The sequence below is a fragment of the Bacteroidota bacterium genome (genome assembly GCA_016713765.1).
GTDB classification, from domain to species: domain Bacteria; phylum Bacteroidota; class Bacteroidia; order AKYH767-A; family 2013-40CM-41-45; genus Pollutiaquabacter; species Pollutiaquabacter aromativorans.
In genome coordinates, this window is record JADJON010000001.1 from 516,534 (window position 1) to 529,418 (window position 12,885).

Genomic DNA, 12,885 nt, shown 5'->3' on the forward strand with positions numbered 1-12,885 from the left:
GTTCAGGTCTCAAACTTCCGCATGCGCTTGCTGACTCCGCTTTTCCTCTTATTATTCCTTCATTCCGGTTCGAAGGGACTCGACGAGCTTTATTTCAAAAAGGGCACCGAGCACTGGCTGGGTGTGATCGAAGTCCGGCCAGGCGATCCGCAGGTAGTTTGCGATACGTTTTCATTTGAGAACAAGAGCGCGTTTTCGGTAAACGTGCAAAGCATGTGGACGGCAAGGCCCGACCGTTTTCGCTTCACCCGGCATGTATCCTCTGGAGAGGAAGGAGCCGTTTACTATCGCGATACTGTTCACAGGTCCATGGGGTTGCTGGAAGAAACGCAAGTCCGTACCGAAATGAAAATGGATCGCCTGCTTCCGGTTACACTGGTCACCCGCTACTTCCTGATCGATACAAAACAAGTGCTTAAGCGCTATGATAATGGCCGGGCCCAACGGGCAGAACAGCCGTATAAGAATGGAGCCTGGATCTGCGTATTGCAAGTTCATCCGAACGGTATGCCCGCAGCACTCGGCTACGAGCTGTCGCAGGATCGTTCGCGTATTAATCGTTGGACCTATTGGAACGAACAGGGCGAGCAGATCGCCGATAGCCTGTTCGTTCGGCATACACCCTTATCGGTACAACCAAGCCCGGGCACCGTTGAAGATTCGCTTGAGATTCGTGCACACGTAGGCGGACAATGGATCCAGGTTCGTTCGTCCGGACTGGCTATGGAGCCGGATTGTTTCCTTCCTGATTCAGCAGACTCCATACGTGTGTCCAACCGGTACGGGTCCGCTGTCGTTCCGATCCATTACCCCCGCGGTATCGGTGAAGGCTTGCAGGTTCATTTGTTGAAGACGGGGCAGCGATACTATTACTTTCATCGAAACAGGATGCCGATCGACTTTTTGCAGAACAGTTTTTATGTCGAATGCAAGATGGATTCCGGCGAAGGCCGACATACTTCCCTCGCCCTGATAGAAGAACTGAAACACGCTTTCCCGGGTGGCCAATGGCAACGACATCCTTATCGTAACAACCTTTGGCGAATCGATCTTCCGATGGCGGGCGTTGTTGCGGCAAGCGATCTGGCCCGGCATCCACTCGTTGAACATGTCTTCAACCTTGTCGGCGGTGAATACCCATTGGATCCGCCTTCGTATCTGAATGGCTGCGTTTACTTCCAACTCGCTATCGGTGTCCGGCCGGATTCCATCGACCGGATCCTGGCACGACACGGGTTCAAGCGGTCCGCTGCATCCAGTCCGGAGTATTTCGGAGCTCAGTACGATGCCAAACTGGTGACCGATCAATTCCTGGACGACTACAATCGTCTTGCGGAAGAGCTTGAACTGTCGAACTCCTATCCGATGATCATGGCCTACATCAGGCAGGAGCCGGAATAGGGGTCGTCCGCATGACCTTTTTGCTTCTCCTGAAGTGTATGCGCTAGTACGCGGGTAGGACAGGATTTTATACTTTCACCATTATTACAAAACGAATTATCATGCCCCTTACCGATGCCGACCGCAACGAGATCATTTCCCGGCTCAACAAATCCATGGCGAAGGTTTGTCCGCCTATGATCCAGAAGAGCGCTTCCGACAAGGGAATGGAGATCATCGGGAACAAACCGGTTCCGTACGGTTACAAGAAGGAAATCATCCCCGGGATGTACTTTGCCTCTTCCGTTGCCAGAAAAGACATGGTCAGCTTTTATTTCTTCCCTTGTTACACACAGGCCAAAGCGCTGGGCGCACTCGCCCCGAAGCTGATGAAGTGCCTCAAAGGGAAAACCTGCTTCAACATCAAGAAGGTTGATCAGGTGGATGAAAAGGAAGTGACGGCTTTGTTGAAAGCCGGTGTCAAGATTTGGAAAGAGATGGGGTATATGAAATAATTCAGCGCACCGGTAATCCTTCCAGCGCAAGCCGGCGCGTTTCCGCGTCGGTCTTTACATAGTCTTCCAGTGTCGGATGAGCAATGAACGAGACCTGCCGCATGCAGCGTTCGATCAGGTCGCTCATTTCCAAAAAACCGATACGGTCTTCGAGGAACGCGGCCACCGCGACTTCGTTCGCGGCGTTCACGATACAGGCCATGTTACCCCCTTTGCGCATCGCGTCGATTGCCAGCGCCAGATTGCGGAATGTTTCGGTATCGGGCTGCTCGAAGGTGAAGGCGGGGTAGCGGGAAAAGTCGAAGCGGGGGAATGAATTCCTTAAACGCTCCGGATACGCGAGCGCGTATTGGATCGGCAGTTTCATGTCGGGCAGACCAAGCTGTGCCTTGATCGATCCGTCTTCGAACTGGACCAGCGAGTGGATGATGCTTTGCGGATGTACCACGACTTCGATCTGCTCCGGCTTCAGGTTGAACAGCCACTTCGCTTCGATCACTTCCAGTCCTTTGTTCATGAGCGAAGCCGAGTCGATCGTGATCTTCGCGCCCATGTCCCAGTTGGGATGCTTGAGGGCCTGCGCTTTGGTCACATGTGCCAGTTCGGCACGAGTGCGTCCACGGAACGGTCCCCCGGAAGCGGTGAGGATGATCTTCTCGATCGGGTTGTGCCACTCTCCGGCCAGGCATTGAAAGATCGCCGAATGTTCGGAGTCGACGGGATAGATGTTCACCGCCTTCTCTTTCGCCAAAGCCGTGACGAGCTCGCCTGCTACCACCAGCGTTTCCTTGTTCGCCAGGGCGATGTGCTTGCCGGCACGGATCGCGCTCAGCGTCGGCTTCAGTCCGGCGTAACCGACGAGCGCGGTCAGCACCATGTCGATCCCGTCCATTTGCACGACCTGCTCGAGCGCATCGGCACCCGAGAAGACCTTGATCGGCAGATCCGCCAGCGCGTCGCGCAGCGCACGATCGTGCCGGGTATCACCGATCACCACCGCGTTGGGTTGAAACTCCCGCGCCTGTTCGATAAGCAGGTCGACCTTGTTGTTCGAGCTCAGCACTTCCACCACGAAGCGGCCCTGTTGTTCGCGTACGACGTCCAGCGCCTGGGTCCCGATGGAACCGGTGGAGCCGAGGATGGCAATGTGGCGAGGCTTGAAAGACACGGGAAACCCTTGTACTTTAACGTGGACGACGAAATTAACGCTTTTTACGCCGCTTTGTTCAGGCCATTCACAAAACTCCGGTAGTGGGAATTCGGGCAGGCTTTTATATTGGCGAAATGAAATACCTCTTCTGCTCCATTACCCTTTGTATTGCCGTACTCAGTGCTGCCGCGCAAGCACCTTTCAGCTCCTGGTATGCGATTTCGTACGAGTCGCCCGCGTATATCCCCACCTTTGAGAAGGTGGACCTGCTCACGGGCAACCGGGTACTCAGTGTTCCATTGCCCTATGCGGGTTATTTCAGCGATGTGCATTTCTTCAGCCGTCCCGGTCGATATGTCGTGCAATTGCAGGACAGTCTGCAGGATAACTACCTCGTCGAGATCGATACGAACGGCATCGTTGTACGAAATACGTACATCGACAGCGGACCCGGTACCCTGACCAAATACATCCTCCCTTCGTTCAACTCCAATTTCTATTACGGCTTGCGGCTGTCCAGTACTGCGCCGGGTTACGAGTTCTTTCGGCTCAATCCGCAATCGGGCTTGACGACGGTGCTGGCGACGATGTCCAACACCGGGACCGTGTATGCCGATAACGCTGTGATCAACCGGCGCGACGAATTGTTCTTCTGGTCGAATGATTTCATGGCCGGCGGAGATGTGCTGTACCGCGCCGAGCCGTCCACGCAATCGATCGTGGCGCTCGATACTCTTCCGGGGCCCGATCGCTTCTTCGCGAGCATCTTCGATTGCTACACCAGTACGATCTACGGACTGATCGGCGATCCATTCGCCGGTGGGGGCAACTGGAAACTTGCGACGCTCAACCAGCAGGACGGCACCATTGATACGGTCGGCACCCTTGCCAATACGTTTTCTCAATGGCGTTCGAATACCTATTGCCTCGCACCCGGCCCATCGCTCTTCATGCTCAACGGTCTGTCGCCCCACCAGGCGATGCTCTTCGAGCTGCCGGATACCTTCGGACCGATCTACACCGACCCGCTGCCGTTCCTCAAACTGGTTGCGGTGCCTAATCCCGTCTGCGAAACGCCTACCTCGGTGGATGAACTGGATGCAACGCCCGCGACGATCATTTATCCAAATCCGGTCACCTCCCGGCCGGCAGTGCTTCGCTTTCCGACCGTCGCTCAACGCAGCGTGGAAGTATCCGACGCCCGCGGCGCATTGGTATACCGCACCTCAACTCGCACTCAGGAAATCCTCCTGCCGGCGCAACAATGGAGTCGTGGCATCTACAACGTTCGCGCAGTTTCCGGCAGCGAAGCAGAGACGGTGCGGTTGGTGGTTGAATAGTGAAAAGTGAATAGCGAATAGCGAACAGCGAACAGTAGGCGGTATGCAGTTGGTAGTATGTATCACGTTCCTCGTCCCATGCCCCTCGTCCCTCCTACACGCGGTCTCGTTCCTCGTTCCTCCCTTTCCCCATCTTCGTCCTTTTCCTCGAAAATAATTGATGTGGCATTGCCAATCGTCGGCAGTTGTTACGCCCCTCCGGGGCTGATGATTGCTAAAAGGAACCGCGCGGTCTAAAATATTTGGCCCCTCCGGGGCTGGATGTTAGCAGTAGGCAACGGCTTTTACAAGTTTCCAACTTACCTCGATCCTCGATCCAGTATGCAATATGCAGTATGCAGAGAATTTTAGCACTCTACCTCGCATCTCGCTCCTTCTTTCCTCGTCCCACGTCCCTCGTCCCTTCTTTCCTTCCGGCATTGTGTGTTCGGATTCCCGCTATCTGCCCCGGAGGGGGCCAAACATATTTGCAAAACAAACCATCGACGTTATTCAGCCCCGGAGGGGCGTAACAACAGTGGATTCAAAGCTGACAGCAGCAAAGTAAGATTCAGGATGTTGTCAGGGGATAGTGAATAGCGAATAGCGAACAGCGAACAGCGAATAGTAGGCGGTATGCAGTTGGCAGTATGTAACACGTCCCTCGTCCCACGTCCCTCGTCCCTTCTTTTCTTCCGGCATTGTGTATTCGAACTCCCGCTATCCGCCCCGGAGGGGCCAAACATATTTGTAAAACAAATAATCGATGTTATCCAGCCCCGGAGGGGCGTAACAACAGCGGATTCAAAGCTGACAGCAGCAAAGCAGCAGCGGAGGATGTCGATGATCTGTGCTAACAACCGAATAAGCTAGCCCCGGGTGAACTCGGCAAGCAGTATCGTATAAGGGTGCAAAGTTGCCAACATGACGAGTGAACACGGGACTAACGGTGAGGAGGGAATTGGTGTTGTGCTCCGTGTATCGTTCAGGAGGTAGTGAACAGTGAATAGCGAATAGTGATTGGTGAACAGTGAACAGTAAACAGTGAACAGTTGGCGGCAGGCAGTTAGCAGGAAGTATTCTTCCTTCGCACCTCGCACCTCGCATCTCGCACCTCATTTCCTCGTCCCACGCCCCTCGTCCCTCCTTCACGTCCCTCGTCCCACGCCCCTCGTCCCTCATTCTTCCCCCTCCGGCGGCCCCGGCGTTTCGTTGCCGCCGTCGAGCCGCATCTTCCAGGTTCCGTCGGCTTGCTTCGACCAGACGGTGATGTAATTCCCGTACACGGTCGTGTCTTTGCCGTGATAAGTCCAGTCGCCCCAGGTGAATCCGAGATCGCCTGATTGGGCGACTGCTCCGTCGCGAGGTTCCCAACTGATGTCGCGGGTGCCGGCACGACCGTTCAGCTTTTCCCGAAACGCCTGTTTGCCGACGACCGGATATTCTCCATGATTCAACTTGACAAAACCATTGTCGGCATACGACAATAACGTAGCGCTAAAGCCCGAGTCCGCCGCCATGCGCGAAGCCGCGCGGTCCGTTGCCAGCAACGAATCCAATCCGCCGCCGGCGTGGGTAGGAGAATTCTTGCTGCATGAAGAGAGAAGAGTCAGCGTGAGTAAAGTAGCGGTCAGTTGCTTTAACATGGGGGAGTGATTTTTTACTGGCAGTATTTTATCGTAGTCTCGATAACATCCCAATTCATCCCACCCCATCCCTACCCAGAAGGCGTTCCATGGAACGCCTTCTGGGTAGGGATGGGGTGGGATGGATTCAGAACTACGAGCGATGGAACAACGCGTTTATTCTTGCAAACTTTATACGCCCAGCCTTTCATCAACTGTTATTACGCTCCTCCGGAGCTGTCGATTAGCGAAGGGAACCGCACGGTCTATAATGTTGGGCCCCTCCGGGGCTGGCTTTTGGGTCGGCGGAATGCGGTAGGCAGAATACGGTAGGCAGAAAGCGGTTGGCAGTAGGCGGTAGGTGGTATTTTCCTCGGTCTCGGTCCCGCTCCTTCCTTTCCTCGTCCCTCGTCCCACGCCCCTCGTCCCTATTTTCCCCTCGCACCTCGCATCACGAACCTCGTACCTCCCTTCCTCGTCCCCCGTCCCTCGTCCCTATTTTCCCCTCGCACCTCGCATCACGAACCTCGTACCTAATTTCCCTCGGTCTCGGTCCCGTTCCTCGTTTCTTCTTTTCCTCGCCCCTCGTCCCTCGCCCCTCGTCCCTCGTCCCTCGTCCCTAACAACCGTTCCCCCTAAAAACAAAAACCTATCATCATCCCCCCGCTCACCACCAGCGGCAAGTTGCGGCCGAGGAAAATGTGGGAGTAGACGTAGTTCAGGTCCACCACATCGCGGTCGTAGGTGGAAGTGGAGCGGTAGTTGTTCGACTGCCAGCCGTAGCCGAAACCGGCGTAGTAGTCGAGCAGGATCTTGTTGCGAAAGACGTGCTGCCGGCCGAAGCAGAGGTTGATCACCGCGTTGGTGAAATACAAACGGTTCGGATAACTTTCGTCGGACTGCGAGTACTGGTTGAAGATGATCTCCGGACGCAGGTACTTTCCGTTGAACGCGTTGGTGAAGCGCAGCCCTTTCATGATCTGCTCCTCGGGCCAGACGAACTTGATGCCGGCCTTCACGATATAACCGCGCCCTTCGCGGATCGCCGTCGAGATGCCCGGACCGATATAGCCCGCCTTGAACTCCAGGTTGGTCTCGTTCTTCCATTTGCGTTCGTACCCGATCACGTAGTGGTTGAACAGTGATGAAAGAAAATCGACCTTGAAGGCCGCCTTGCGCTCTTCCACGAAAAGTTCCTGCGGCACTTCGTAGCGATTGTACACCACCACCAGGCGGGAACCGCTCTCGAAGATGATCTCTTTCACTTCGTTCTTGTAGATCTCCAGCACCGGCGCGCTCTTCGCATTGCCGATCCGGTACTTGATCTTCGTCGGACCCATGTCGAGCACTTTCGCGCGCAGGGTGTCGTTGTTGGTACGGATGATCAGGTCCTGAGCAGAGGCCGTTAACCCACACACGAGCAATAGAGCAGGCAGGAAAAGGCGGAGGACGCGTAACAAGGACATGCGGGGCCGGTGCGGGAAGAGGTTAAAAATCGAGTACAAACTAAGAAAAAACATGAAATCGATGTGTGAGAACCATTTTTAACAGACAAAACAGTACGACGAAAGGATGAGGCAGGATTAAAGCGGCAGTGCATATCCGTTCGACTCGTACTTTTACAGCATTTTCCTCCCCATGTTCAACTTTTTAGATAAGATCCGGGAGAATCCCGACTACTACCGTCAGCTCTCCGTCGACGAACAGTTGATCACGCTGTACGACTGTCCGCTCGAGGAGCAGAAGGTCGATCTCTGGAGCAACCAGCACTATTTCGTGTATGTGGTCGACGGCAAAAAGACCTGGCACGCGAACGGAACCGCGCTCGAACTCTCGAAAGGCAGTTGCATCTTCGTACGCGAAGGCGCGCACATCGTCGAGCAGTTTTTTGAGACGCGCTTTTGTGTGGTGCTCTTCTTTCTCAGCGAAGGATTCATCCGGGAAACGATCCGGAGCGTCGCGGGCATGACGCCCTGCGCGCTCGGACGCGAGCTGCCCCCGATCCTGCCGGTCGCTGCCGATGATGCCATCCATGCTTTCTTCCAGTCGGTCGTGCCGTATTTCCACCAGGCGCAGCAGGTGAACAACTCCCTGCTCGAACTCAAGTTCCGCGAACTCATCCTGCAGGTGGTCGGCAATCCGGCGAACAAGGACATCACCGACTTTTTCCGTTCGCTCGAAGCCGACGATGACACCGTCCGCTTCCGGCGGATACTCGAAGAGAACTTTCGCTACAACCTCCGGCTCGAAGACTACGCCCGCCTCAGCGTCAAGAGCCTGTCGTCGTTCAAGCGCTGCTTCGAAGAACGCTTCGGCGTTCCACCCGGGCGCTGGCTGCTGGAGCGCCGCTTGCAGCACGCGCGTACGCTACTCGTCGGCACGCGCAAGCCAGTGAGCGAGATCGCCTGGGAGAGCGGCTTCGAGAGCGCTTCGCATTTCAGCCGCGCCTACCGACAGTTCTACGGACACGCGCCTTCGGAACAGCGCGAATTGACGGCCTGAGCCGCACAGGCAATTCTTTGGACTTTCTGGCAACGTCCGCGCGCGGAAGGCGCTTTAGTTTTGCCGTAAATATTTTCATCATGACTACCCAAACAACCCCCATTGCATTCTCGGGTCAGATCCCGGGAAATTACGACCGCTACCTCGGTCCGATGTTCTTCGAACCCTTCGCCCTGGCCATCGCCGATCGCATCGGCAGCCTTGCGCCGAAGTCCGTTCTCGAATTGGCCGCCGGCACCGGTCGGCTGACGCGCCTGCTGCCCGCGGTCGCCGGCAAGCAAGCGCGCATTCTCGCTTCCGATCTCAATCCCGCCATGGTCGACTTCGGCCGCGAGCGCGTGCAGGACGCAACGGTCGACTGGCACGTGATCGACGCGGTGAACCTGCCGCTCGACGACGCCTCGTTCGACTGCGTAGCCGCGCAGTTCGGCGTGATGTTCTACAGTGACCGTCCGCAGGCGTTCCGCGAAGCGCATCGTGTGTTGCGAAAAGACGGTACGTTCCTCTTCAGCGCCTGGGACGCGATCGAGTACAACCCCATGGCCGAGCTCGCCAACCAGACGCTGCGGCACTTTTTCCCGATCGACACGCCCGCGTTCTACAGCGTGCCCTTCTCGTACTTCGACCAGTCCGTGATCCGGCGCGACCTCGAGCAGGCCGGCTTTACCGACATCCGCATCGAGACGCTGCGGCTCACCGGCACGAGCGCGTCGCCGAAACATGCCGCGCAGGGACTGATCGAAGGCACGCCCACCGTGACCGCGATCCAGGACCGCGACGCAGCCGTGTTACCGGAGTTGTTGTCGCACCTCGAAGCGAAGATCAGCGAACGCTTCGGCGACAAGTACCTGCAGGTGCCCTTGCAGGCGCTGCTGGTCACCGCGCGTAAAGGCTGATGTGAAAAGCGTGCGGGACGAAATTCCCGAAGGAATCAGGAAGCGTGAAAGCCTCAAAGCTGCGCGAGTCCGTCAACAAGTGCCCGGTCGTTCGAAAGCCGCGGCACCTTGTTCTGTCCGCCGAGCTTGCCTTCGTTGCGCATGTAGGTGATGAACGTATCCTTCGCCAGCGGCCGGATGCGTAGCGGTTGGAGGATGTGTCCCGCGATCAGGTCGCGGTAGTAGATGTTCTGTCGTTGCAGGCTCTCGTCGATGGCGAGGCGGAATTTTTCCAGGTTCTCCGGCTGTTTTCCGAACTCGATGAACCACTCGTGGTAGGGCAGACCGCCTTCGGGCGGACTCACCTGCGGGGCCACCGTGAACTCGATCACCTCGGCGTGTACGAGGCGGGAGGCGGCGGCCAGCGCCTTTTCCACCTCTTCGGCGATCACGTGTTCGCCGAAGGCGCTGATGAAATGCTTTACGCGGCCCGTCACCACCAGGCGGTAGGGATCGGTGCTCACGAAGCGCACCGTATCGCCGAGGCTGTAGCCCCAGAGGCCGGCGTTCGTGTTGAGCACGATGGCGTAGTTCACGCCGGGTTGCACCTCCCAGATCGGCAGGCGGGTGGGGTTGGGCGAGAAGTACTCGGCCAGCGGGATGAACTCGTAGAAGATGCCGCTGTTCAGCATGAGCAGCATGCCCGGGTCGCCGGGGATGTCCTGGTAGGCGATGAAGCCCTCGCTGGCGGGATACAGCTCGATCGAATCGACGGGCCGGCCGATGCTCTGCTCGATCTTGGCGCGGTAGGGTTCGTAGTTGACGCCCCCGTACACGAACAGTTCGAAGTTCGGGAAGATGTCCTTGATCGGTTTGCCCGTGCGGGTCGTGAGGCGGTCGAAGTACATCTGCACCCAGGGCGGGATACCGGAGATGAAGCGCATGTCGGCGCGCAGCGTCTCCTCGACGATCGCGTCGACTTTCACCTCCCAGTCCTCGATCGTGTTGGTGGCGTAGGAGGGGAGCTGGTTTCGGCGGAGGTAGGCGGGCACGTGGTGGTTCACGATGCCCGAGAGCCGGCCGGTGAGGATGCCGTTGGTGGTATCGAGGGCCGGGCTGCCCGAGATGAAGATCAGCTTGCCGTCGAGGAAGCGGGCCTTACCCGTGCGGTGGATGTAGTTGAGCAGCGCGTTGCGGGTGCTCTCGATGTGGTTGGGGATGGAAGCCCGGGTGATGGGGATGTACTTCGCCCCGGAGGTGGTGCCGGAGGTCTTGGCCAGGTAGAGCGGTTTGCCGGGCCAGAGCACATGGTCCTCGGCGGCCTTCACCCGGTCGAGCCAGGGCCGCAGCGCCTCGTAGTCGCGCACCGGCACCTGCTTGGAAAAATGCGCGTAGGTCCGGATCGTATCGAAGGCATGGTCCTGCCCGAAAGCCGTCATGCGTCCGTTCCGGACGAGCTCATCAAAGATCCGCTGCTGCGCCCGCCTCGGATGCCGGCTCCAATTCCGCGTCTGCGCCGCCACCAGGGCAGCGAGCGGGCGGCTGAGGGCGGAGAGGAGGGACATGGGGTTCTCGGCTGTGTGTGGGTTGCGAAGTTAGGGAATTTGGGGGATGGGGAGAGTGGGGCCAATCAGTAAGCGCTATAAGTAGTATACGTCTGATGTTTGGCACGTTGTGGGATCTATGATTAAAGTTTGTTTATATGTGTGAAATGCTATTTTTAGGTGAAGAGTTTGAAGGCTTCAGGTAGGGCTGTGTTTGTTTTTGAAAGGCCGGTGCATAAGGAGGAATGCGAGCGGCTGCTGCAAGGCGATTCACAACTTAAGGAGGACGCAAACATTCCGCCCTACCATTCTAGTGGTTCGAGTGTTCGGATTGCGTGATAGTCGAGCACGAAGTTTTTTCCTGGCGTGATGATGGTCGCTTTGCTTTTGTGAAAATATTTTCGTACATTACCAAGTATCCGTTTCGCCGGATCTTTTACTAACCGGGATTTCGCTTTTTGGGCCGTGCTGGTGCCGGCAACCGCGATGTCCATAAACAAATTACTGCATGATTACAGTTGTGATCCCTACTTTGAACGAAGAGGATACGATCGGAAATGTCGTTGCCTACGCTAGAAGCCGGAAACAGGTGAACGAAGTCATCGTCGTGGATGATAAGTCGCTTGACGCTACGGTGAAGCAGGCCCGGGAAGCTGGTGCCCGCGTGATCACGAGCTCGCGCCTGGGCAAAGGCGCCTCCTTGAAAGAGGGCACGCTGGCCGCTTCGAACGAAATCGTACTCTTTCTCGATGGAGACATCGATCCCTATCCGCATTACACCATCGACCTGCTAGCCAAGCCGCTGCTCAACGGCGAAGCCGATTTTGTCAAAGCCGCTTTCAGCCGTAACGCGGGCCGTGTCACAGAGCTGGTGGCGAAACCTTTGTTGAGCATCTTCTTCCCCGACCTGCTGCGTTTTTCACAACCCCTGAGCGGCATGATCGCCGGGCGGCGAAACCTGCTGGCGGAACTCGAGTTCAGTGACGATTATGGCGTCGACATCGGTATCCTGATCGACATGTACCTGCGCAATGTCCGCCTCAAAGAGGTGGAGATCGGTTACCTCGAGAACAAGAGCAAGCCCTGGCAGGCGCTCGGCAAGATGAGTCGCGAGGTTGCCCGCACGATCATCTTGAAGGCCGCGGATACCCGCAACCCGAATTTCAACGTGGAAGAGCTCGGGGTACTGCAGGAGATCCGTTCGCAGATGGAGTTCGCGCTCGAAGACCGGCTCAGCCAGCTCGAGAAGCTTATCGTATTCGATATGGATAACACCCTCCTGCGCGGACGTTTCATCGACCGTTGCGCTGAGACGTTCGGCTTCCGCGATGAACTGATGAATATTCGCTCCGCCGCCGGCGACCCGGTCACGCTCACCAAGAAGATCGCGCCCTTGCTCAAGGGGATCAGCCTCAACGAACTCATGGAAGTGGCTGACGCGATCCCCATAGTCGATGGAGCGGCAGCGGTTGTCGGCCGACTGAAAGAACGCGGTTACATCGTCGGGATCATCTCCGACAGTTACGACTGTGTGACCACCCACGTCCGCAACAAGCTCGGCATGGATTTCTCGCTTTCGAATGAACTGGAATTCTCCAAGAGTGTCTGCACCGGCGAGGTGAAATTGCCCTCCTTTTTCTTCGGGCAACCGAACAGCCGATGCCGGCATACCCTTTGTAAGACCAACGCCTTCCTTAGCCTGCTTGACAAATACGGCATCAAGAAAGAGAACACCATCGCCATCGGCGATGGACCCAACGACTTGTGCATGATCAAGGAAGCGGGCATTGGTATCGCCTTTTGCTCAAAAGACGAACTGCTCAACCACCACGCCGACCTCGTCATCTCCCGCCCGACTTTTGAGCCGCTGCTTGAGCTGGCAGGCTGAGGGCTTCAGCGCGCATTCCCCCCGATGCACCTACGCTGTAAATCAGTCTCTGGGTGGAACGCGCTCTGCTGCAGCACTACTTTTTAC

At 56.8% G+C, this 12,885-nt stretch carries 10 protein-coding genes; 6 read left to right on the forward strand and 4 right to left on the reverse strand.

The genetic code is table 11. The features are described 5' to 3' along the window. Positions 1 to 21: 21 nt before the first annotated feature. Positions 22 to 1,401, forward strand: coding sequence for a hypothetical protein (locus IPJ96_02065; protein ID MBK7909133.1), 1,380 nt, complete (start codon positions 22 to 24; stop codon positions 1,399 to 1,401). Between the two features lie 101 nt (positions 1,402 to 1,502). Next, positions 1,503 to 1,895 carry a DUF1801 domain-containing protein gene (locus IPJ96_02070; protein MBK7909134.1) on the forward strand — a complete coding sequence of 131 codons (393 nt, stop codon included), beginning with the start codon at positions 1,503 to 1,505 and terminating at the stop codon, positions 1,893 to 1,895. Between the two features lies 1 nt (position 1,896). Here the strand turns inward: IPJ96_02070 and IPJ96_02075 are convergent, their stop codons facing one another. After that, the gene (locus tag IPJ96_02075) at positions 1,897 to 3,063 is read right to left on the reverse strand and encodes a 1-deoxy-D-xylulose-5-phosphate reductoisomerase (GenBank protein ID MBK7909135.1); all 1,167 of its coding nucleotides are present in this window, start codon (positions 3,061 to 3,063) and stop codon (positions 1,897 to 1,899) included. Positions 3,064 to 3,179: 116 nt separating this feature from the next. On the opposite strand from IPJ96_02075, the gene IPJ96_02080 reads away from it, so the two are divergent. Beyond that, positions 3,180 to 4,385, forward strand: coding sequence for a T9SS type A sorting domain-containing protein (locus tag IPJ96_02080; protein ID MBK7909136.1), 1,206 nt, complete (start codon positions 3,180 to 3,182; stop codon positions 4,383 to 4,385). 1,157 nt (positions 4,386 to 5,542) lie between these two features. On the opposite strand, the gene IPJ96_02085 is transcribed toward IPJ96_02080, so the two are convergent. Together IPJ96_02085 and IPJ96_02090 are read right to left on the reverse strand one after the other, a co-directional pair. Further along, positions 5,543 to 6,010, reverse strand: a complete 468-nt coding sequence (locus IPJ96_02085) for a DUF4440 domain-containing protein (GenBank protein ID MBK7909137.1) — start codon at positions 6,008 to 6,010, stop codon at positions 5,543 to 5,545. Positions 6,011 to 6,624: 614 nt separating this feature from the next. Continuing rightward, a complete protein-coding gene (locus tag IPJ96_02090) occupies positions 6,625 to 7,455 on the reverse strand; it encodes a hypothetical protein (GenBank protein ID MBK7909138.1) in 831 nt (276 codons plus the stop codon). A gap of 172 nt (positions 7,456 to 7,627) precedes the next feature. Here IPJ96_02090 and IPJ96_02095 point away from each other — a divergent pair, with 172 nt between their 5' ends. Together IPJ96_02095 and IPJ96_02100 are read left to right on the forward strand one after the other, a co-directional pair. Next, positions 7,628 to 8,491: a helix-turn-helix transcriptional regulator gene (locus IPJ96_02095; GenBank protein MBK7909139.1), complete on the forward strand. Its 864-nt coding sequence runs from the start codon at positions 7,628 to 7,630 to the stop codon at positions 8,489 to 8,491. A gap of 80 nt (positions 8,492 to 8,571) precedes the next feature. Then, positions 8,572 to 9,387: a methyltransferase domain-containing protein gene (locus IPJ96_02100; protein ID MBK7909140.1), complete on the forward strand. Its 816-nt coding sequence runs from the start codon at positions 8,572 to 8,574 to the stop codon at positions 9,385 to 9,387. 53 nt (positions 9,388 to 9,440) lie between these two features. Here IPJ96_02100 and IPJ96_02105 read toward each other — a convergent pair whose 3' ends face one another. Then, entirely contained in the window at positions 9,441 to 10,931 is a 1,491-nt protein-coding gene (locus tag IPJ96_02105) for a GH3 auxin-responsive promoter family protein (GenBank protein ID MBK7909141.1), read from the reverse strand. 487 nt (positions 10,932 to 11,418) lie between these two features. On the opposite strand from IPJ96_02105, the gene IPJ96_02110 reads away from it, so the two are divergent. Then, positions 11,419 to 12,798, forward strand: a complete 1,380-nt coding sequence (locus IPJ96_02110; GenBank protein ID MBK7909142.1) for an HAD-IB family phosphatase — start codon at positions 11,419 to 11,421, stop codon at positions 12,796 to 12,798. Positions 12,799 to 12,885 lie beyond the last annotated feature (87 nt).